Below are 22,312 nucleotides of genomic sequence, written 5' to 3' on the forward strand. Positions count from 1 at the left end.
CGTCTCATGAAACTGCACTCCCTCAAGTACTTCTCTAGCGTGATTGTCTGTGCCATTGCCCTGTGTGCGGGTGGCTGGCTGTGGAATTATTACATGCAGTCGCCTTGGACCCGCGATGGCCGGGTGCGCGCCGAATTAGTCACGATTACTCCGGAGGTTTCCGGTCGTATCGCGCAGGTCGCGGTCCGTGATAACCAGGCGGTGGTGAAGGGCCAGTTGCTCTTCACCCTCGACAGTCAGCCGTTCCTTATCGCGCGCGATCGTGCCAATGCCGCGTTGATGCGCGCTCAGAGCGATCTGGAGAAGGCGCAGCATGAGGCGGCGCGGCGTGCTCGGCTGCCAGCACAGGTGATCTCGGCCGAGTCACTAGATGAGGCTCGCCTCACTGCGCAGGCGATGCAGGCCGCCTATCGGGTAGCCAAGGAGGAGGTGGCGCAGGCCGAATGGGATCTGGCTCATGTCCGTATCCTCGCGCCGACGGATGGTTTCATCACCAACCTACAGACGCGGGCCGGTAATTATGCGCAGGTGGGAACGCCGCTGGTGGCACTCCTTGATCGCCATTCGTTCTATGTGATGGGGTACTTCGAGGAGACGAAGCTGCGCCATATCCGCGTGGGGGATCGCGCGGATATTCAGTTATATGATGGTGATAGGCCATTGCGTGGGCGCGTGGAGAGTATTGGCCGGGCTATCTACGATCAGAGTGCCGACCGCGGCGCAGATTTGCTCTTGAGCGTCAAGCCGAGCGTTCCGTGGGTTCGCTTAGCCCAGCGAGTACCGGTACGGATCGCCCTGTCCGATATCAAGCCGGATACGCTGTTGGTGTCGGGCATGACCTGCACCATCGTCATTAAACCGTAAGGACGGCGGAATGGGGCTGCAACTGGCAGGATGGCGTCAGTCGCCATGGGGCAGGGCGACGGCCGGGCAATGGCGTTACGCGTTGCGTAACACCCTGGCTATGTGTCTGGCGTTGTGGATCGCCTTTGCCTTGAACCTCGATGAGCCTTACTGGGCCTTTACCTCGGCGGCGGTGGTCAGCTTTCCGACCATCGGCGGGGTGATCAGCAAGAGTCTAGGGCGCATCGCCGGCAGCCTGTTGGGCGCCGGCGCGGCGATGGTGATCGCCGGCCAATGCTTGAATGACCCTTGGCTATTTACCTTCTTCATTTCCGCCTGGATTGGCTGGTGTACCTACGTCGCGAATCACCACCGTAACAACGTCTCTTACGCCTTCGCGCTGGCGGGGTATACCACGGCGATCATCGCCTTTGCCTGCGTGAACAGCGGCGATAGTCAGCAGATCTTCGACATCGCTCAGGCGCGGGTGTGCGAGGTGATCACCGGTTTGCTGTGTGGCGCCGTGATGATGATGATCCTGCCGAACGACACGGATGGCAGCAACCTGCTGAGCGCCTTACAGCGTATGCATCAGCGCCTCATGGCACATGCGGCGATGCTATGGGCCCCACAGACGGAGGAGGACTTACGCGTGGCGCATGAGGGGGTGATCCGCCAGATCTTAACCCTGGATCTGCTCCGTATTCAGGCCTTCTGGAGCCATTATCACTTTCGGCGCCATAATCCCTTACTCAATACGTTACTGCATCAACAGTTGCGGATGACCAGCGCTATCGCTGGCATTCGTCGCATGCAGCAGAATTGGCCCGATGCTCCGCCGGGTGTGGCGGAGGTATTAGCGCAGATCGTGGCGTGTCTCTCGCAGCCGGGAGGGGATGCCTATCAGACGGCGCGTCTGCTGGCGCCGTTGTATGCTGAGACCTCGGAGCGGGTGCGCCTGCAGGCCTTTAGTCAACGGGTGCAATACTTCGTCCAACTCTATCTGCACAGTGAGCGTTGGTTACGCTATCTCGCTCAGACGCCGCAGGATGGGAAGACGCATGGATTCCCCCCTGCGCCGACGACGCCATCCCTGACACACTATACCGACAGCATCGAAGCCGCCTATAACGGGCTACGCACCGGCTGCGCGCTACTGGTAGGGTGTGGTTTTTGGATTCTGACGCAATGGGATAGCGGCGCCTCGGCCTTGGCCATCGCTGCCGTCACCTGCGTACTTTACTCCAGCGTCAGCTCGCCGTTGAGTAGCCTGATGACACTATTCAAGGCGATGATCATGTTGTCGATCTTCTGTTTCCTGCTGAAGTTTGGCCTGATGATTCAGATCGCGTCGTTTTGGCTATTCTGCGCGCTACTGGCGCCGATCCTGTTGACCATGCAACTGCTTAAGCTGCAGAGCGCGCGCCATGCGGCGTTGTGGGGGCAGGTGATCGTGTTCATGGGCTCTTTCTTGGCGGTGACGAATCCGCCGCAGTATGACTATGCGAGCTTAGTGAACGGCACCATCGCCAAGATCGTCGGTGTCCTGTTGGCGGCGCTCGCCTTCCAGCTTTTGCACCCTAGCTCGGATCGACGGAAGAGTCGGCGCATCATTCGTGCGATGCGGCGTGACTTTATCGAGCAGTTGAGCGCCCAGCCGCGCCACAGCGAGGCGCAGTATGAGTCGTTGATTTACCATCGAATGAGCCAACTGACGCAGAGCCCGGATCGCCTGGCTCATCACTGGTTGCTACGCTGGGGCACCGTATTGTTGAACTGTAGTCATATCGTTTGGCAGTTGCGTGGCTGGGAGAGGCATGCCGATCCCTTGGAGCGGGTACGGGATCGTTGCCTACGCTACCTGCGCGGTATCGTCAACGAGCAGGGGGTTCGCCAGGAGCGATTGAGCCAGACGCTGGCACAATTGTCGCTGATGAGCCACGCTCTGGCTGGCCATCCGGATCCCAGCGCACGCGAGCTGGCCGGGGTTATCTGGCGTCTCTGCTGCGCGCTGACTCCGCTACGCGAAGCGATAGCGGATGAGGCTTAAGCGCTAGGCTAGGTAGAGGCTATTCAGACAATCGCTCTGTTTTTCCACCGGCAGGAAGCAGCGGATCAGCAGCTGTAGATCGATCTTCTCACCGACGAACATCACTTGCAGATAAGGCGCATCGCTGATAGTGATGCCGTGTAGCGCACAAAAATCACGCATCTCCTCACTAATCTCTAGCAGGGATAACAGTAGGCGGTAGCGGGGAGGCGGCGGTGTAGAATGCTGCTTCTCTGCAATCTGATCGATCAATGAGCGTAGACGCGGTGCATTATTCAACCCCGGACTGCGGGGGGTATGCCATCTTCGGGAGGCCATAGAACTATCCTGATGCTGACGTTTTTCTTATCGTATTGATCGTCGTTGTCGGTCTTACGCTGACGCAATGGCGCGATGGCCGCAGTGAGATGCGGCGCCGTAGGCGGGGGCGCAAGGCGACGAACGACGAAAGTCTATCGGTCAAAATGGCCATGAGTAAGCATAGCCATAAAAAGAGTCCGGCGCCTGTATAACAAGAGTCTTTGGCCAGCGTCAAGGCGCTTTTAGCAAGAAAAGAACTAATAAAAACATGGAGCTGCATATTTTCATTCAGATTTTTCGCGGAATGTGCTGCCTGGGTCGTTCGCGCTAGGTCGTTCGCCGCCGATCATACCGGTCGTCTGAATGATCATCGTGATTTAACGGAAACTAGCAGCATGGCGCGGTAACCTTATCGTGCGGGTAGCGGACACCTCGTCGGGGTAGGGGCATCTCACGATTCTATGGCACAATGAGCGGCCCTCAGCCTCCACTGTTGCGTGGACGCTGGGGCAATGTCGCGTTCGGAATGTGGTTCGTTCAGTGTGTCATGGCCTTTCTCCGCCGGCGAGCGATAGCGTCGCCTGACGGAGTGGGGAAGAGAGAGAATGGAATAAATAACGTTATGAAATACAGTTGGATTTTGTTTGATGCGGATGAAACCCTGTTCCGTTTTGACGCCTATCGCGGGCTACGCCTGATGTTTTCTCGCTTCAATGTCGATTTTAGTCTGGAGGATTACCAGACTTACGAGGCCGTGAATCAACCACTATGGGTCGATTACCAAGAGGGACGCATCGATTCGCAGCAGCTGCAAGAGCGGCGCTTCGCCGAGTGGGCCACGCGTTTAAATACGGCGGCGAGCGTTATCAATGCAGCCTTTATTCAGGCGATGGCGGAGATTTGCGAGCCCTTACCCGGGGCGCGAGAGTTAGTGCTGTCACTGCGTGGGCGGGTGCGTATGGGGATCATCACTAACGGCTTTTCCGCGATGCAGAATGAGCGTCTGCAACGTACCGGTCTGAGCGATGTCTTCACGCCGCTGGTGGTCTCGGAAGAGGTGGGGGTGGCTAAACCGGACGTGGCTATTTTTGAGCATGCCTTCGCGTTGATGAATAACCCGCCCCGTGAGCAGATCTTGATGGTAGGGGATAACCCGCACTCCGATATTCTCGGCGGCATCAATGCCGGTATTGATACCTGTTGGTTGAATCCGCGCGAGGAGCCGATGCCGCAGGGCATCACACCGAACTATCAGGTTGGCTCATTACACGAACTCCAGCAGATGTTACTGGCGTAAACCGCAGGGCAGCACGCCATAGCGCCGGATATCCGGAGGCCAATATGGCCCATCAGCAGAGAGACGGCGCAAAGGCGTGCGAGGCGGTATAGATGATACAGCCTAGCGAAAAGGGCGGCAGGTCAGCGAAACGGGCGCCGCGATAGCAACCGGCGGCGTTGTGCGCGGGGAGGGATGGCGGAGGTTAACGCTGGCGCTGGGATTTGGCCCATTGCACTTTTTGCCAGTCTTCGCAGCAGTCGCTGTCGCAGAAGTTGCCTGTCGGGATCGGTGCGTGACAGTTGTAGCAGTAGCCGGTAGGGGCCATGCTGGGTTTGTGACGGTTAGCCAGCGCCAGATCGCGTTCCAGTTCTTCCAGCGCGCTAGCGTTGTCAAATTCGTCTGCCATAGAAATACCTCAACATTTGTAGATAGGATGGACCGGCGCCGATTATACCGATTTCTGAGCGTAGCGTGGAGTGCCGAAGGTACGATTCTTGATCTTTCGGCGCGCTTGGCGTTGCAGAGGGAGGGGGTACGCCTTTTGTGGGATAGCGCCTTTCGTGTCATTCGTTATATAATTTCGTTTATAACGATAGGGCTGGTCTAGGGGGGCGCGATGAAGAATCACTTTGGCGATGGTGTCATGGATGGGGTGAAGTGTTACGAACCCTGCGCTGTTGGCGATATGCAACGCTATTGTTTGGATTACCGGCGTGGTTATGTCTGTGGCTTTGCGTATAGCTTAGGAAAACGCATCGATGATCGCTATCTGGCGGCGTGTCGAGCGGGGGAGTTGGCGCGCCAGTACGGTCTCGCACGCGAGGCGATCGCCGAGTTTTTCCTCAGCGGTGAAGATAGCCAGTTGCAGCGTTACTACTACCATGGCTATGAGCGAAACTGATCCAGATCGTACTCTGCGGTGATGCTCTTCCTCTCTCTCGCCGCTCTCTGGTAGGCTAGCCGGGTCCATATAGTCTGATTCGAAAGGAGAAGAACATGAGCGTATCGGCTCGCAATCAGTTGCAGGGAACCATTTCAGCCTTAGCAGAAGGTGCGGTCAACGATGAGGTGGAGTTGACGCTGGAAGGGGGGGAGAAGCTCGTCGCCGTGGTGACCAGCGCCAGCCGTGAGGCGATGGGCCTCGCTCAGGGCAAAGAGGCGATCGCCCTGATTAAGGCGCCTTGGGTGGTATTGGCGTCGGAAACCTGTGGATTGAAATTCTCGGCGCGTAACCAGTTTGCCTGTGCGGTGACCGCGTTGCAGCACGGTGCCGTGAATACCACCGTCGAGTTGACCAGCGATAGCGGGCTGCGCCTGGTGTCGATCATCACCAATGAGAGCGCCGATAGCATGGCGTTGCGTCCGGGGAGCCGGGTCATCGCCTTGGTGAAAGCCTCGAGTGTCCTGCTGGCGGTGCGTCAGTAAGCGTATCCAGATCAGTCAAAAAAAGCGCCCGAGGGCGCTTTTTTTCGTGGCAAATCCAGTGGATTACGCCTTACTGAGCGGCTTCTGCATCCTGATACTGCGGAGGCGGCTGGCGGAAACGACGCGTCAGCACCGCCAGGTAGCCCAGGCCGATGGCGGCCCATACCAGACCCAGCGTCATGGAGCTGGCCTCCAGGTTCATCCACAGTACGCCGACGGTCGCCGCACCGATTAACGGCAGGATCAGGTAGGCGATGGTGTCCTTCAGTGTCCGGTTACGGCGTTCACGAATATAGAACTGCGAGATCACCGACAGGTTGACGAAGGTAAAGGCGACCAGCGCACCGAAGTTGATCAGCGCCGTTGCCGTGACCAGGTCGAAGGAGACCGCCGACAAGGCGATGGCACCGACTAACAGGACGTTGAAGGCAGGGGTACGCCACTTCGGATGGATATAACCGAAGAAACGCTCCGGGAAGACGCCATCGCGGCCCATCACATACATCAGGCGAGAAACCCCGGCGTGTGCCGCCATGCCGGATGCCAGCACGGTGACGCAGGAGAACACCAGAATGATGGACTGGAAGAACTTACCGGCCACATACAGCATGATCTCCGGCTGCGAGGCATCCGGATCCTTAAAGCGAGAGATATCCGGAAAGTAGAGCTGCAGGAAGTAGGAGACCACGATGAAGATAATGCCGCCGATCAGCGCCGTCAGGAAGATGGCCTTCGGGATCACGCGGCCAGCATCCGGCGTCTCTTCCGACAGCGAACTGATGCCGTCGAAGCCAAGGAACGAGAAGCAGAGGATAGTTGCTCCGGTGATCATCGGGATCAGGTGGGCATCCTCCGAGACGAACGGACGGCTGCTGAGCAGGGTGCCGGCGCCTTCGCCCTGCGTGATGCCATGCACCACCAGGCCGAGGAAGATCACCATGATGGCGACCTGGACGATCACGATGCCGGTGTTCAGGTTGGCCACCAGGTTGATGCCACGCAGGTTGAACAGGGTCATCATGGTGACCAGAGCCATGACGAAGATCCACGACGGGACGCCGGGGAAGATCGCTTCCAGGTAAATTTTGGCCAGCAGAATGTTGATCATCGGCATAAACAGATAATCAAGCAGCGAGGACCAGCCCACCATGAAGCCGACGTGCGGGCTGATCGCCTTCTGCGCGTAGGTGTAGGCGGAGCCGGCGGACGGGAAGCGTTTAACCAGCTTTCCGTAACTGATCGCCGTAAACAGGATGGCAATCAGCGCAATAGCGTAGGAGGTGGCAACGTGACCATTGGTCAGTCCACTGACGATGCCGAAGGTATCGAAGATCGTCATCGGTTGCAGGTATGCCAAGCCCATCATGACGACCTGAACCAGGGTCAGGGTCTTGCGTAGCTGAACGCGATTTTGTGCGGTAGCGGTATTAGCGGCCATGACGCAGTCCTCCCATGCTCTCGACGTTTTGATTTGATGAAGCGCAAAGCGGAGAGGTCACAGGAAAACTTCGTGTGAAGCGGTATGCAGGATATTCAAAGAGGGGATGGGATAAAGAAGCGCGTGCGGAAAACGGCGCGCCTGCCCCATAGTCGCTGCTGCTGCAGCGCATACCGGTAAAGCCCGGTGCGAAAGCGAATGATTGCCCCATCTAGGTTTCCTCAGTCAACATGCGGGGGACCGCATAAATAGCTATTTATCATGTCCGGTCGAAGGCCGGCCTCAGTCATCTACTTAATTTTCTGCACTACAAAAAAATAACCGACGTCCATTGGTCTTTACTTACTGACACAACGTAAAACATCGGCTATTCGCAGGGCGCGTATTTTGCCCCAGTCAAATCGTGATGACAAGCCAATAATCACATTTATTAAATTTATTTTTGTTTAGTGAAGGTCATGCATAACTAATTGTTTTTATTTTATTTTTTATGTTACTTGCTCGCAATAGCGCGCAGGAGGGGCGTTTGTTGGGCGGATTTGAAACAAATTGACATAAAACAGTGTTAGTCCGGTCTTTTTTCGCCGCCCATGGGGCGGCGAGGGGGATCAGGCATAGAGGCGCTGAGCGGCACGAGCCAGACCGGCGGTGACCGAACCGAAGTCATCGCCACCGACCAGAGGAATACCGGGAAGTTGTTGTGATAAGGCTTGGCGAATCAAGGGCGATCGCGCGCTGCCGCCGGTCAGATAGATGACATCCGGGGTGATGGCGCTGACGGCCAGTGCGGCGGCGACCTGCTCCTGGATACGGGCTAACGGTTGGCTGATGGCCGCCGCCAGATCGTCTTGGTGCAATGTAGTGGCCAGTCCCGCCTCAAGAAATGCCAGGGCGGCCTGGCAGTGCGCCTGCTGAGAGAGGGCGATCTTGCTCTCTTCGGCGCAGCGAACCAAACGATAGCTGAGGCGCTGCTGGTAGACGCGTAACAGACGCTCCACCTGTTGCGGCTGGCTGGCGTCGCGCACCAACTCGCGCAGCAGGCGGCCATTGGCGATACTGTAGAAGTCGCTCTGCGCCGGGACGTCATTGATGGCAACGGCATTCCAATAGGGGAGCGACGGCAAGGCGATCCCCTTGGCGTTGCTACCGCCAGCGCCCAGTAGTGGCATCAGTTGACGGAAGGCCAGCATGATGTCCAGATCGTTACCGCCGATGCGGCAACCGCTGTGGCCGAGCAGGCTCTGACTGCGGTCTGCCAGGGCGCGCCAGTGTGGACCCATCAGCAACACTGAACAATCCGTGGTGCCTCCGCCAATGTCGACCACTAACACGCGCTGCTCTTGTGTCAGGGTGGCTTCGTAGTCGAGCCCGGCGGCGACCGGTTCAAATTCGAAGCTCACCTCGCGTAACCCGGCGCGGTGCGCCGCTCGCTCGAGGATCCCCTGTGCCTGCGCGTTGGCGTCATCGCCGCCGCTGCCCTGGAAATTGACGGGGCGGCCAATCACGGCCTGGTCGATAGGCTGTTGTAGCGTGGCCTCGGCCTGGCGGCGAATGTGGACCATCATGGCGCAGACCAGATCTTCAAACAGGGCGATTTGCTGGCTCTTCAGGCCATTGGCTCCGAGGAAGGACTTGGGTGACTTGACGAAGTACACCTCCTGCGGATCGCAGTTATAGCTGTGTAGCGCCTGTAGGCCAAACTGGAGGCTCTGGGCATCGACGCGAATGTCCTCTTCGCGGTTGGCGGCGATGGCGCGCCGTAACAGCCGTTGGTTCTCTTCGCTGATCGTCGGGATCTGCCAATGGAGATGTAAGCATTCGCTTACGGCATCGCGCGATGGCGCGCAGAGCATGGAGGGAAGATAGGGGGAGTCTTGCTCCAGCGGCAGCATCCGCACCTGTTCATCCACCATCATCGCTACCGAACAGTTGGCGGTACCATAGTCAAAACCAATATACATCGTCGTCTCCCATGCCGGTGAAGGGCGGCGACTTTACTGCATTGTGACGTCATCGGCAATGGTTGCGCGCTGATCCACCGACGCGGCGCCGGATGGGGCGGCGAGTCGTTTCAGCTGTTGCGTCAACGTGATGGTGGGATGGAGACAGCTGCCGAAGAGTAAATCGATCCCCAGCATATTTAAGGTCGCCAGTGTTGCCGGTAGTTCGGCGGGGCCGGCGATCGTTTGAATACCGTAGCTGTGCGCCTGGGTATGTAGCAGCGAGAGCATCATCTCATCCATACGATTCGCGTGGGCCTGGGCGACTAACCCGCTGCTGGCGATCAAGTAATCGATCTGACAATGCTCCAGGCGGGCGATGTTCTCGAGATGGCGCTCGAATCCCTCGGCGATCAGGCGGCAGCCGTAGCGGCGTAATGCCGCGAGGGCCGGTGCGGTCTGCGTCTGCTGTTCGATCAGCGCACTCTCTTCTAGGCGCAGCCAGAGTCGATCGGCGGGTAGGGGGGAGCGTTCCAGCGCATCGCAGAGCCAACGGACAAACGCCGGTTGACCTAGGCTGGCGGTAGAAATGGCGACGGCTAGCGCCTGAGGTTGCTGGCTTAGGCATTCGGCGTGTTGCTCCAGTACCTGGCTCAATAGCCAGTGCTCGACCTCCTGTTGGCGCTGGTGGCGCAGGCAGGCGGTGGTAAAGGCCTGGGAGGTGTAGGGGGTGCCGTCGTCCTGGCAGGCCTCGAGGTCTAGCAGATAGAAATCGATCTGCTGTGGGGTATCGCGCGGACAGACGGCGCGTAGCAGCAGGGTAAAGCGGGCATCCGCCAGCAAGGCGCTGAGTTGATCGGCCGTCGGTTCACTCCTCGCGGCGGCGGAATGGGGGCTGCGTTGCGGGGAGTGGCAAAAGGCCCGCCCGCGCCCACGGTGTTTGGCCTGGTAACAGGCCGCGTCGGCCTGGTTGATCGTCTCGTCGGCCAGGGCGTTATCATGTTGTAGCTGGGTTAATCCGGCACTGGCGCCGATATGGTACTGCTGGCCCTGCCAGGGGAACGGGTAGGCGGCGATCTCATGGATCAGCTGATCCACCATGAGTTTCCCCTGGCTCAGCTCACAGTCGCAGAGGATCAGCGCGAACTCATCGCCGCCGAGACGGGCGAGGGTATCTTGAGGACGTAGCAGCGAGCGCATCAGTTGCGCCAAGTCTTGCAGCAGCCGATCGCCAGCGGCATGGCCCGCGTTATCGTTGATGGACTTGAAGTAGTCGAGATCGAGAAAGACCAGCACATGGCGCTGATGATATTCGATGGCGCCGCGCAGTGCGCGTCGCAGCGCCTGTTCGAAGCTGACTCGGTTTGGCAGGCCCGTCAACGGATCATGCAGCGCGCTGTAGGAGAGTTGGCGTAGCAGGGTGCGTGTCTCGCTGACGTCTTGGAAGACCACGACATATCCCATCAGGATGCCATCGCCGTGACGCAATTCGGCCACTCGGCTCTGAACCTCATAACGGCGCCCCTCGCGACTGTGTAGAGAGAGTGGCTCGTTCTCATCGTCGCCCTCATCCTGTGCGCCGGCGCGTAATACCGATCGCGCCTTTCCGCTATTACTCTCCTGTAACTGGATCACCGTATCGAGCGGTTGACCGATGGCCTCACCCTGCGGCCAGCCAGTCATCTTTTCCGCACTGGGGTTCATAAAGCGGATGATCTGCTGGGGGTCGCTGCTGATCACCGCCTCGCCGATGGCGCTGAGGGTGGTATGCAAGCGCTCACGCTCTTGATGTAGCGTATCCAGCAAGCGCTGTTTCTGGCGCTGATTGTTTTTGATGTCGTTGATCTCTTTTACCTGCATCACGAAGTAGAGCGGCTCCGCGCGTGGATTGCGTACCAACGAGACCGTCAAGAGGGTCCAAATCGCCTGGCCGTTGCGGTGCAGGTAACGTTTTTCCAGGGTATAGCTGTCGAGATAACCGGCGAGTAATGCGGCCTGCTGGCGCTTGTCGCTCTGGCGATCCTCGGGATGCACTCGTTGCTGATAGGGCATGCTCATCAGGGTCGATGCCTCATAGCCCAACATTTGGCAGAGCGCGGGATTACACTGGATCCACTCCCCCTGTAAGTCGATCAAGGCGGTGCCGATGGCTGAATACTCCATGACGTTACGCAGCCGGGTCTCATTCTCTTGTAACCGTTGACGTTCACGGCGATAGGCTTGTGTCTGGATGGCAATGGCATGAGCGGGTAACAAGACCAGCAGGATCGGCATATATAACAACAGGGGATCGGGCGTGTGCGTGCCGAGCGACAGGTGGTTCATTTGTGCACAAAGCAACAACGCCGAGCAGGCGAAGATCAGGAAGGCAGGCCAGAGTGGCAGCGCGATGGCAGCCCAGAGCAAGGGAATCAGTACGATGGTAAAAGGATAGGGCAAGCGCGGCAAAGCGAAGTAATCGCTTAGCAAGGTGAGCACGAGGATCGGCAACGTGAGGCAGGGGATGCGTCCCCGCGTCGGCCATGCCGGTCCGGCCAGTAGACCCAGTGGGGTAAGCGCTAACATACCGAGCGCGTCCGAGAGGAAGTCAGAGGAGAACTGGGTGATGAAGGTATTCGTGGATGCCGTATGGCTGAGTGTGCTCAATACGGCGCACAGCAGCGGTATCGCGACCACGACGCTAAGGATGAAACGCAGCCAGTGCGCCAGCGTATCGAAGGGGCGTTGCGCCGGTAGTAGACGCCGGAGCACGGCGGCACCGAGCCAGGCCTGGCCCTGATCGATCAGGGCGTGCAGCAGACCATAATGCGCCGTGGTCAGGGGGAGCGGCAGCAGGCTACTCACCAGGGCGATCGCCAGCAATAATGGCCAGTAGCGGCGCGGAGTATGGAACAAGACGGCGCAGGTGAAGGCCGTCGGTAGCCAGAGCGCGGGCGATGAGGCATCGGGGCGGGCCAACAACAGGCTAAGGAGGGCCAGCAGACCGTTACTCAGGGCGAATAACGACAGACGCCATAGAGAAAGGCGAGCGTCATTTCCGCTACGATTCGGATTGCTTTCCATCTACTCGCCCCTGGCGATCATGTCCACAACGCGCACGAATATTGGCGACGCGCAAAATAAATAAGAAGGCTGCATCGGCAGCGAAACGTTTTTTTCCAGTATAGTGCTGGCTTGGCGTAAAGAAAAAGTCCCCTAGACTTTGGTCGAAGCCATTCACTAGCGCCATTAAATCAAAAAGAGTGCGCTTAAGAGGAACAGTAGGGCACAGACCAGGCTAGCGGCCAGGGCACCGAGTTGTGTCCGGTTTACCTCACGCTGGGTCGGCGATAAGCGCGCCGCCAGGCGTGGCCATTCGACGCCAAGCAACGCACAGAGCATCAGGCTGAGTACGGTGAGCAAGACCACCAGGCTACCCAGCTGCGCATCTCGATAGTAGATCCCCCCGCAGAGTCCCAACAGGCTACCGATGATCAAGCCACTGAGCAGCGCCACCCCCAACTCACGAACCAACACCAATGCCGCGCTGGTCGCTGGCAGGTGATGGCGTCTGAGCGCACGTTGGGTGATGGCGGCGCTCTGTTGTGCCGTGTTGCTGCCGAGCAAGATCAGCAGTGGCATCAGTAGGGCCAACATCGGCCAACGTCCCAGTGCCGAGCTGAAGTAGGCCGCCAGTAAGGCGGCAGGAAGCGTGGCGACGATGATACCCAGCACAGGGAGCGCGCGGTCACGCAGACTGCGCGTGATGGGGGCGAAGAGATCTTCATCCCGCTGTAATCCGACCTGTAGAAAACGTTCTCGCTCTTGCTGGCGTTGTTGATAACGGCTGGCTTGCATCAGGCTAAATTGTCCGAGCAAATAACCTTGCTCATCGACGACCGGGGCGCAAGGCAGCCGTTCATGCAGTAGCCGTTGGCCAGCGTCGAGGGCATCCTCGGCGGGATGTAGGCGCAGGTGCGTCGCATGCATGAGGTCGGCGACCCGGCCATCGGGGGAGGCGGCCAGCAGCTCGCCTAGCGGCAACTCACCGCATAAACGCCCCCGTTCGTCGGTGACCCACAACCGATCGCAGCCGCTGGGCAACGCAGGCCGTTGGCGTAACCATTGCAACAGGAGCAGCAATGGCATATCCCGTCGTACGCTGCCTTCGCTGCTATCCAACGTCATGAGCGCGCCGACACTGTGTAGATCGTAACTCAGTAGGGTGCGCGCCTGATTACGCTGCTCCCCCTCCATCAAGGTAAGGAGACGCCCGCTGAGTGCGCGCGGTAACTGTCGACCCAACATGACACGGCGCTCCAGCGGCAAGGCTTGTAGCGACTGGAGTAGGCTCTTATCGCTCAGGGTCGCGGTGAGCTCTGGCCACAGGCAGGGATCACACTCGGCGAGTACCGCCGCGCGTTGCGGTAGATCGATCAGCGACCACAGCGCCAGGCGTCGATCGCAGGGCAAGGCGGCCAACACATCACCAAGATCGGAGGAGGATAGCTGGCGGACGGCGTGCTTCAACTCGGCGCTCTCATCTAACAACTGCGGGTCGTCGAGTAGTTGGGGATCGTCGAGACGACCGAGCAGTCCGTCGCTGATGATCTGCTCATTCAGCAAGATATGAAGGATGCGTGCGCGCATCTGGGCGCGCGACACGGCACGGGGGGTAACGGTGACGGACATCGGGGTCAATCCTTGTGCTGATTCGGCGCTACGTTCAGAGTAAAACGGCTACGGACAGGCGGCGATCTACCATTATCGGGTGGTTGGGCGCCGTACGCAATGGGGCGTTAAGCGCAGGTACGCATCGTGATTCAGTCGCGCGGGCCGTTATCACTGCGAGAGGAGGCTTGGCTCTGTTCGCTAGCGGGTGTTTGACGGAGTTGATCTTGGTGGTGGCTAATGGCACCGATGGAGGCGTAGAGCAGGCGGCCAAACAAAATGATAAAGCTGATCAGCAGGACGATTCGAGTCATGTGTCCGTTGGTTCGTCGTTTCATTCTGTGGGTCATCATGATTAGAGCGTAGGGTCTCATATTAGAATAATAGAGAGATTTAGGCATAGGAACGGGCGGGCGTCAATGGTGAAAAGGGGGAGGTGAGACGGCAAGAGGGCGCCGTGCCGCGGAACGGCGAGAATATCCCCCCTCTTTAGCGGCCGCCAGCGCTGCGGACGACGCGTTTTTCTCTCCCCCGTTTCGTGCTAACATCCCCCCACTTCAGTTAGCGTGACAGAGGCGTCGTATCGGGGGCGCTATTTTCTCCTGCTGCGCGCAGTAATAAGGTGTAGTGATTAATTCGGCCCCATGAAAGTAGATAAGCATCGCACAATCTTGGCATTGCAGTGTTCACGCTGGGGCGTGCCGCTTCTGTTGACCCTCCTGGTTATCCCCCTCAGCATCCTGTACTCCCCGCGTGTGATCTTGCCACATGGTCAGGCTTATCTGATCGCGCTTTTACCCGCGGCGGCACTTTCTCTGCTGTTCTTATATGGGACGCGGCTGTTGGCGGCGATCGTGCTGGTCACCCTCGGGACACTCTATCTGGCCTATGGCCTGACGCCGCTCTTCGCGGTCGGTGGCCCTTTTAGCCTGACGCTATTGCTCTGTTGCTGGGGCTATACCCTACAGAGCGGCGAACGCTGGCGCGCCGGTCTGGCGCGGCCAAAACTGTTATGGCCCCGGCTCTTCTGGCTGGCGGGCATGTTTCCGTTGCTGTTCATCCTGTTGACGCAGATTATCGTCACCATGGGGATGTTTTCCGGTCATCCCTTCTTCGCCGAACGCATTCCCTTCTCGCTGAGTACCTTAACCAACTATCAGGCGATGGTCTTGGGTGTCCTCGCCGCGACCCCTCTCTATTACCACCTGCTGCGGCTGTTGCATCACCCGCAATATTGGCGAGTAATGCGTCAACGTTGCCGTAACGAACAAGCCAGTGACGTTGCGCGCTGGGAGCGTCCTCTCTGGGGCGCGGTCGTGGTGGTGATGATCGCGCTGTTGTGCATTCGCGCCCAGGCCCAGGGCAGTATCCTGTTTACCGATTACACCCTGGCTCTGCTGTTGCCGGTGATGATCTTTGGCGCCATGCGTTACGGTTATCTGCTGAGTACTCTGGTCTGGTCGTCGGCGGTCATGGTGTTGCTGTTTAACTACGAGGGCTATGTCGAGCTGGACGATCTGAGCCGTAACATCTGCTTCATCACGGCGATGATGATTGTCTTCAGTTTGACGGTGATCCTGATGGCGGCGATCAACAGTCGTCAGCGGCGTCTCTACCAACAGATGCGTCGCGCGGCGATGATCGATCCGTTGGTCCATCTGCCCAATATGCGTTGTCTCGAGCGCGATCTACGGCGGCATGGCGGGTCGGTACTCTGCTTCGTCCGCATCGCCAACTTGGATTCGTTGTGTCGAACGTATGGCATGCAGGTGCGACTGGCCTATAAACAGCGCTTGGCTTCGGCGTTGCGCACGGTGTTGAGCGCCGAGGAGCAGGTCTATCATCTACCGGGGTATGATCTGCTGATCCGTCTGCGACCGGCGACCTCCTCATCCAGCTTGCGCCGGATAGAGCGCGCGGTACGGAGTTTTCGTTTGCAGTGGAGTGGTCTACCGCTGAAACGCCAGCATGGCTTGTGCTATTGCCGCGTGCCAGGGGCGTTCGAAGGGCTATCCGACCTGATCGGCGAGCTGAGTGCGATGGCCGAGCACTCTTTAGATAGCGGACGGGTGGAGTGCTTGGCGTTAAATCAGCGTCGCTTGCAGCGGGGTATCGCGCGCAAGAGTGGGATGTTACGTCAGTTACAGCAGGCGCTGGAGCAGCAACGCCTAGTCTTGCTGGCTCAACCGATCATCGGCTTTCGCGGGGAGCGTTATCAGGAGATTGTGCTGGCGTTGCGCGATGATCAGGGGGCATTACTTTCCGCCGACCGCTTCTTGCCTATCGCCGATGAGTTTGGCCTACGCGCCACGATCGATCGTTGGATTGTCACGCAGACACTGGCGTTTATCGCCAACCATCGCCACGCCTTGGCAGGGATCCGCGTGGCGATTTCGTTGTCCGGCACCACGCTAAGCCCTCCGACGCTACCAGGCTGGCTGGCCACAGTATTGCAGCAGGCGCATATCGAGCCTTGGCAGTTGATTCTGATTTTCGATGCGACGGAATTGGCGGCATTGGCGCCCGCGCGTTCTACCTTGGAGGCGCTGCGCACGATGGGTTGCCACCTCGCTCTCGATGGCGTCGATGGCGTACACGCCGGCGAGGGGCTGTCGGGCGAGGCGCAGGCCGATATCCTGCTGATGACCCCGTCACTGAGTCGCCGGGCACAGCCCGAGTCGCTGGAGCGCCACATCGTGGCGGCGTTGTGCCAGGTTGCGCATCTGCGGCGTCAGCGCGTGGTGGCGAGAGCGGTGGAGGGGGATGCGCAGCGCCAGCATCTGAGGCAACTGGGGATCGATGCGGTCCAGGGGCGTGATGCGGGGCAGGCGATTCCGCTGGCGGAGCTGCTGTCCTCGGAGGGGGAGAAGAAAGAATAACCGGTTATGGTGGATTATTTCATATATTGGCTAAAAATTGGATTTTGAGTGGCCTATCTCCCTCATCAGTCATGACTTTTTATCTAAAAAAGTAGCTGTATTGAGTAGGATCGTCGATGATGAGTGGTCGGTCGAGAGAATAGCGGAAAATCCTTGCGTCTGTCGGTTTTTTGTCCGTCTTACCGCAGGGTTCACCAGGGAGTAGGGCAATTTATCTATGGTTATACTCCAATAACTCCAAATCATTCTCTATGCTAATATGTTTCTCTGGAGGATGATTCCGTCGCTGCATTTTGTGCTTGTCTTTTGCCATGGCTAACGTGTTTACTGTCACCGTTGTCGCCATACTGCGCCTGTCGTGGATGGGGATCGGTGCTGTCGCCGTTGGCAAGGGGCGGCAGGCGCGCACGGCGTTGGCCGGGCGTGGTGCGATCTCCCCGTGGTGCGGTGTGTGTGGATGTTTATGCGCCGTATGGACCCGGGTAAAGTGCTGCCTTGGCGCGATTCTGTGGTAAGCTCCCCCAGACTCCTGAGAGTGATCTCGTTTGTCATCCGCAAGGATTTTTCCCCCGCGATATCAACCATGCTGCCGAGCGGTGCGGCGTGCCATTGGCCGTCTCTTACGCGATCGGCGGATATATTCTAAGTATTAAGGCCACACAACATCATATTATGACGCATCGTTTAACCTCTAAAGATATCCTGGCGCTGGGATTTATGACCTTCGCGCTGTTTGTCGGCGCGGGCAACATCATTTTCCCGCCGATGGTCGGACTGCAATCCGGCGAGCATGTCTGGATCGCGGCCTTAGGCTTCCTGATCACGGCGGTCGGTCTGCCCGTGGCGACGGTGGTGGCGCTGGCTAAGGTCGGCGGAGGCATCGATACGCTCAGTTCACCGCTTGGCCGTCGGGCAGGGCTGTTACTGGCGACCATCGCCTATCTGGCGGTGGGACCACTATTCGCCATTCCGCGCACCACGACGGTCTCCTTCGAGGTCGGCATCGCGCCGCTGAGCGGCGAAGGGGCGTTACCCTTATTGGTATACAGCCTGATCTACTTCGTTTTAGTGATCGGTATCTCGCTCTATCCGGGCAAACTGTTGGATACCGTCGGTCACTTCTTGGCACCGCTGAAGATCGTCGCCTTGGCGATCCTCGGTATTTCTGCTCTGTTATGGCCGGCGGGCGACTTCGCGCCAGCGACGGAGCTGTATCGCCAGATCCCGTTCTCAAGCGGCTTTATCAATGGGTATTTGACCATGGATACCTTGGGCGCGATGGTGTTCGGCATCGTCATCGTCAATGCGGCGCGTTCACGCGGTGTCAGCGATGCGCGCCTGTTGACACGCTATACCATCTGGGCCGGACTGATCGCCGGTATCGGCTTGACCCTGGTCTACCTGAGCCTGTTTAAGCTGGGATCTGACAGTGGGATGTTGGTTCCGGGCGCCCAGAATGGGGCGGTGATCCTCCATGCCTATGTGCAGCATACCTTTGGCAACATGGGGTCGATTTTCCTGGCCGCGTTGATCTTCATCGCCTGCATGGTGACGGCGGTTGGCCTGACCTGCGCTTGCGCTGAGTTTTTCGCCGAATACCTGCCGCTGAGCTACCGTAGCCTGGTCTTCATCCTCGGGCTGTTCTCGATGGTGGTCTCCAACCTAGGATTGAGCCTGTTGATTCAGATTTCGATTCCGGTGCTGACGGCGATCTATCCGCCGTGCATTGTGTTGGTGGTGCTGAGTTTTACCCGCCGCTGGTGGTGCAGCGCGCCGCGTGTCTTCAAGCCGGTGATGGTGATCAGCCTGCTGTTCGGCATCCTGGACGCCGTGAAATCATCGGCCTTGGCGGCTCAGTTACCGAGCTGGATCGAGCAGCTACCGTTGGCGCAACAGGGGCTGGCCTGGTTGCCGCCATCGTTGGCGATGATGGTGCTGGCCGGACTATACGACCGCGTTCGCGGGGAGCGTGGGCGCGTCATGTCGTCGTAAGCGAGTTGTAAAGGGCGCCGTCATGAAATTGTTACAGTTGATGAGGTGAACTCATCCGGCGCTCACCCTATAATCACACACATTTTTTAGCACGGGCGCTCGCGCCCGTGTTTTTTTGACAGGCAAGATGGGTAACTAACAAGATGCAACAACAAGCCAATAAGTTAAAACGGGGGCTGAATGCGCGCCATATCCGTTTTATGGCATTGGGGTCGGCGATTGGCACCGGCCTGTTCTATGGGTCGGCCGATGCCATCAAGATGGCGGGGCCAAGCGTGTTGCTGGCCTACCTGATCGGCGGTATCGCGGCCTTTATTATCATGCGTGCGCTGGGAGAGATGTCGGTCAACAATCCGCAGGCCAGCTCCTTTTCGCGCTATGCCCAGGATTACCTGGGGCCGATGGCGGGCTACATCACCGGCTGGACCTACTGCTTCGAGATCTTGATCGTCGCCATCGCCGATGTGACGGCGTTCGGTATCTACATGGGGGTCTGGTTCCCGGCGGTGCCCCACTGGATCTGGGTGCTAAGCGTGGTGTTGATCATCGGTGCCGTCAACCTGATGAGTGTGCGGGTCTTCGGCGAATTGGAGTTTTGGTTCTCCTTCTTCAAGGTCGCCACCATCGTGGTGATGATCCTGGCGGGGTTCGGCATCATCATCTGGGGTATCGGCAACGGCGGGCAGCCGACCGGGATCAGCAATCTGTGGAGTCACGGCGGCTTCTTCAGCCATGGCGTGATGGGGATGATACTGTCGTTGCAGTTGGTGATGTTCGCCTACGGTGGGATTGAGATCATCGGTATTACCGCCGGCGAGGCGGCCGATCCTAAGAGGGCGATTCCCAAGGCGATTAACTCGGTGCCGCTACGTATCCTGGTGTTTTATGTCGGTACGCTGTTTGTCATCATGTCTATCTACCCCTGGAATCAGGTGGGAACGCAGGGTAGCCCCTTTGTGCTGACCTTCCAGCATATGGGGATCACCGTGGCCGCCGGTATCCTGAACTTCGTGGTGATCACCGCCTCGCTATCGGCGATCAATAGCGATGTGTTCGGTGTGGGGCGTATGTTGCATGGCATGGCGCAGCAAGGGCATGCGCCGAAGATGTTTGCCCGGGTATCGCGTCACGGTATCCCCTGGGTCACGGTGGTGGTGATGGTGCTGGCATTGCTGGTGGCGGTCTACCTGAACTACATCATGCCGCAGAATGTCTTCCTGGTGATCGCCTCCTTGGCGACCTTCGCCACGGTGTGGGTGTGGATCATGATCTTACTGTCGCAGATCGGCTTCCGCCGGGGCCTCACTCCCGCGCAGGTGAAGGCGCTGGACTTCCCGTTACGCGGGGGGATCTACACCTCGCTGCTGGGGATCGTATTCCTGGCCTTTATCATCGGCTTGATCGGCTACTTCCCCGATACGCGCATCTCGCTGTACGCAGGGGCGATCTGGATCGTGGCGTTGCTGATCGGCTACCGTTTTGTGCGCCGCCCGGCGGCCCCAGATTTGCAGCAGTCCCTACCGCCGGAGGAGTGATCGGCGATCGGGCTGATGAGGGGTAAAAAAACGGAGCCGTTTGGCTCCGTTTGTTTTTGGGCTGGCTGATGGGTCAATAGGGACGACTGCGGGCGCGAACTTCGGCGCCGTTGGCGATAGGATCGCCGGGGGCCTCCTCTTGCTCATCGCGCCCGGCGCCATTGACGCGTTGACGCAGTGCGTCGCGGACGTCGTGCAAGGTGCTGACCACCTCTTCATAGTGTTGCGCGGCGTGCAGGCGATCGGGCGCCATGCGTTCGCCGTCGACGCTGTGCAGGCCGGCCACCAAGATCAGGGCGGACAGCAGCGGCAGCAGGTGTGCGCGTAGCCGTGTAAACACAACAAACTCTCCCGGTTAAAAACGTGCGTGTTCTTTGTAACCCAGTCACGACGGGGCGAGAACCCCGCATTCATATTGTGAGAGGGATGGGTGGGGTTTGTTACGCGCCGATACATCCGCGTCGGTAATTGTCAATCGGCGGTAAGGTTACGCGACGGTGCCGCGGTGAGATGATGCGCGATGGCGCGTACATCGGTACCGGTTGGCGTCTGGTGAATGCGTAGACCAAACTGCTCAATCACCGCGAAGGTGTGATCGAAGATGTCCGCCTGGATCGCTTCATACTCCGCCCAGACGACGGTATTGGTAAAGGCATAGATCTCGATGGGCAAGCCATCGGGCGTCGGGGCCAGCTGGCGCACCATGAGGGTCATGTCCTTACGGATACGAGGGTGTTGGGTCAGGTAGGCCTGGAGATAGGCGCGCAAGGTGCCCAGGTTGGTCATACGCCGCCCGTTGAGCGGTGAGCTCAGATCACTCTGGACCTGCTGGTTGTAGCGGGCGATCTCCAGCGTCTTGTCGTGTAGATAGGGTTGCAGTAACGCACTGCGCTGCAGTGAGGTCAGATCCGCCTCGCTCAGGAAGCGAATGCTGGTGGTGTCGATGTTCAGGCTACGTTTGATGCGTCGGCCACCGGACTCTGACATCCCACGCCAGTTCTTGAAAGAGTCGGAGACCAGCGCATAGGTCGGGATTGTGGTGATGGTGTTATCCCAGTTGCGCACTTTCACCGTGGTCAGCCCGATGTCGATCACCGCGCCATCGGCACCATATTTGGGCATCTCCAGCCAGTCACCGAGGTGTAGCATGTCGTTGGCGGAGAGCTGGATGCCGGCCACTAAGCCGAGAATGGGATCTTTAAAGACCAACATTAACACGGCGGCCATGGCACCCAGGCCGCTGATCAGAAAGATGGGCGACTGGCCCATCAGCAGCGAGATCATCAAGATACCGATGATGATCGCCGCCAGCAGCTTGGTTCCCTGGAAGATACCGCGCAGAGGCAACTGGGTGGCGACAGCCAACTGATGCGACAGATCCAACAGAATGTCGAGCAGGGAGAAGAGCGAGAGCAGGGCGTACAGCAGGATCCACAGCTGAGCGGCGATGATCAGCGCATTGCCCGCATCGGTGCCGGGATGAAGCCAGAAGACAGCCTGAAGATTGACAATCACCCCTTGAAACAGCAGCGCCAGGCGGTGAAACAGGTTGTGCTGCGTGAGGACCTTGAGCCACATGTTTTCGCTCTGCAGGCCACGGCGACGCAGGCGAGAGAGCAACAGGCGGTGTAATAGCAGATGGATGACGACCGCCGTCAGTGCAATCAGGGTCAGCACCAGTACCAGCGAGGTCATATGGGTAAATTCAAGGCCGAACTGTTCCAGCCAGCGCATCACTATTTTTTGCATGCAGGCTCCTTTATCTTCTCATGATGCATCGTGGGGAATATGGCGGGATAGCATCCCTGCGCATAGGCTAACGGCTGTTTAGCGTCAGTCAACCCATTTTCTCTTTACTTGACACTGACTTACAAAAAATTATTGCCCATTATCGTCTCTCCTCCCCCCGGCTCCTCCCTCGAAAAGGAGATAATAGAGGAGGCGGCGTGAGAAAGAGCTGCCATGATCGGCCTATCTGAGC

Annotated in this window: 17 protein-coding genes; 8 read left to right on the top strand and 9 right to left on the bottom strand. The window is 58.5% G+C overall.

The annotated features are described in order from the left end of the window. Positions 1-6: 6 nt before the first annotated feature. On the top strand, positions 7-864 hold the full coding sequence (locus tag ACEQFP_RS03670) for an HlyD family secretion protein (protein ID WP_005283297.1): 858 nt from the start codon (positions 7-9) through the stop codon (positions 862-864). Positions 865-874: 10 nt separating this feature from the next. After that, positions 875-2,893 carry an FUSC family protein gene (locus ACEQFP_RS03675; RefSeq protein WP_396463883.1) on the top strand — a complete coding sequence of 673 codons (2,019 nt, stop codon included), beginning with the start codon at positions 875-877 and terminating at the stop codon, positions 2,891-2,893. A gap of 3 nt (positions 2,894-2,896) precedes the next feature. Here ACEQFP_RS03675 and ACEQFP_RS03680 read toward each other — a convergent pair whose 3' ends face one another. Next, positions 2,897-3,211 carry a hypothetical protein gene (locus ACEQFP_RS03680; RefSeq protein WP_035596491.1) on the bottom strand — a complete coding sequence of 105 codons (315 nt, stop codon included), beginning with the start codon at positions 3,209-3,211 and terminating at the stop codon, positions 2,897-2,899. 604 nt (positions 3,212-3,815) lie between these two features. Between ACEQFP_RS03680 and yjjG the strand changes: the two genes are divergently transcribed. Beyond that, positions 3,816-4,490 carry a pyrimidine 5'-nucleotidase gene (gene yjjG, locus ACEQFP_RS03685; RefSeq protein WP_005296742.1) on the top strand — a complete coding sequence of 225 codons (675 nt, stop codon included), beginning with the start codon at positions 3,816-3,818 and terminating at the stop codon, positions 4,488-4,490. Between the two features lie 184 nt (positions 4,491-4,674). On the opposite strand, the gene ACEQFP_RS03690 is transcribed toward yjjG, so the two are convergent. Then, complete coding sequence (locus ACEQFP_RS03690; RefSeq protein ID WP_005296746.1) at positions 4,675-4,878, bottom strand: hypothetical protein; 204 nt, start codon at positions 4,876-4,878, stop codon at positions 4,675-4,677. A 210-nt stretch (positions 4,879-5,088) separates the two neighbouring features. Between ACEQFP_RS03690 and ACEQFP_RS03695 the strand changes: the two genes are divergently transcribed. Together ACEQFP_RS03695 and ACEQFP_RS03700 are read left to right on the top strand one after the other, a co-directional pair. Continuing rightward, a complete protein-coding gene (locus tag ACEQFP_RS03695; RefSeq protein WP_005283322.1) occupies positions 5,089-5,373 on the top strand; it encodes a DUF2623 family protein in 285 nt (94 codons plus the stop codon). 95 nt (positions 5,374-5,468) lie between these two features. Continuing rightward, positions 5,469-5,897 (top strand): molybdopterin-binding protein, encoded by a 429-nt coding sequence (locus tag ACEQFP_RS03700; protein ID WP_005283325.1) that lies wholly within the window; start codon positions 5,469-5,471, stop codon positions 5,895-5,897. A 70-nt stretch (positions 5,898-5,967) separates the two neighbouring features. Here ACEQFP_RS03700 and ACEQFP_RS03705 read toward each other — a convergent pair whose 3' ends face one another. The 5 genes from ACEQFP_RS03705 to ACEQFP_RS03725 all read right to left on the bottom strand — a co-directional run bounded on the left by ACEQFP_RS03705 (position 5,968) and on the right by ACEQFP_RS03725 (position 14,263). Then, positions 5,968-7,335, bottom strand: a complete 1,368-nt coding sequence (locus ACEQFP_RS03705) for an APC family permease (RefSeq protein ID WP_005296749.1) — start codon at positions 7,333-7,335, stop codon at positions 5,968-5,970. A gap of 608 nt (positions 7,336-7,943) precedes the next feature. Continuing rightward, complete coding sequence (gene yegD, locus ACEQFP_RS03710) at positions 7,944-9,296, bottom strand: molecular chaperone (RefSeq protein WP_005296752.1); 1,353 nt, start codon at positions 9,294-9,296, stop codon at positions 7,944-7,946. A gap of 33 nt (positions 9,297-9,329) precedes the next feature. Beyond that, positions 9,330-12,338, bottom strand: coding sequence for a diguanylate cyclase domain-containing protein (locus ACEQFP_RS03715; RefSeq protein WP_370546917.1), 3,009 nt, complete (start codon positions 12,336-12,338; stop codon positions 9,330-9,332). Positions 12,339-12,503: 165 nt separating this feature from the next. Beyond that, a complete protein-coding gene (locus ACEQFP_RS03720) occupies positions 12,504-13,946 on the bottom strand; it encodes a magnesium transporter MgtE N-terminal domain-containing protein (RefSeq protein ID WP_279508669.1) in 1,443 nt (480 codons plus the stop codon). 131 nt (positions 13,947-14,077) lie between these two features. Then, positions 14,078-14,263 carry a YfgG family protein gene (locus ACEQFP_RS03725; protein WP_005296757.1) on the bottom strand — a complete coding sequence of 62 codons (186 nt, stop codon included), beginning with the start codon at positions 14,261-14,263 and terminating at the stop codon, positions 14,078-14,080. Between the two features lie 306 nt (positions 14,264-14,569). On the opposite strand from ACEQFP_RS03725, the gene ACEQFP_RS03730 reads away from it, so the two are divergent. The 3 genes from ACEQFP_RS03730 (at position 14,570) to proY (ending at position 20,331) form a co-directional block, all read left to right on the top strand. After that, the gene (locus tag ACEQFP_RS03730) at positions 14,570-16,804 is read left to right on the top strand and encodes an EAL domain-containing protein (protein WP_370546916.1); all 2,235 of its coding nucleotides are present in this window, start codon (positions 14,570-14,572) and stop codon (positions 16,802-16,804) included. Positions 16,805-17,476: 672 nt separating this feature from the next. Beyond that, entirely contained in the window at positions 17,477-18,796 is a 1,320-nt protein-coding gene (brnQ, locus tag ACEQFP_RS03735) for a branched-chain amino acid transport system II carrier protein (protein WP_035602175.1), read from the top strand. Between the two features lie 143 nt (positions 18,797-18,939). Beyond that, the gene (gene proY, locus ACEQFP_RS03740; RefSeq protein ID WP_005283365.1) at positions 18,940-20,331 is read left to right on the top strand and encodes a proline-specific permease ProY; all 1,392 of its coding nucleotides are present in this window, start codon (positions 18,940-18,942) and stop codon (positions 20,329-20,331) included. A gap of 73 nt (positions 20,332-20,404) precedes the next feature. On the opposite strand, the gene ACEQFP_RS03745 is transcribed toward proY, so the two are convergent. Further along, positions 20,405-20,671, bottom strand: a complete 267-nt coding sequence (locus tag ACEQFP_RS03745; RefSeq protein ID WP_005296766.1) for a hypothetical protein — start codon at positions 20,669-20,671, stop codon at positions 20,405-20,407. Between the two features lie 131 nt (positions 20,672-20,802). Continuing rightward, positions 20,803-22,080 carry a mechanosensitive ion channel family protein gene (locus tag ACEQFP_RS03750; RefSeq protein WP_005296769.1) on the bottom strand — a complete coding sequence of 426 codons (1,278 nt, stop codon included), beginning with the start codon at positions 22,078-22,080 and terminating at the stop codon, positions 20,803-20,805. Positions 22,081-22,312: the final 232 nt, after the last annotated feature.

The sequence above is a fragment of the Edwardsiella sp. A.80236 genome, assembly GCF_044540725.1.
Classification (GTDB): Bacteria; Pseudomonadota; Gammaproteobacteria; order Enterobacterales; family Enterobacteriaceae; genus Edwardsiella; species Edwardsiella tarda.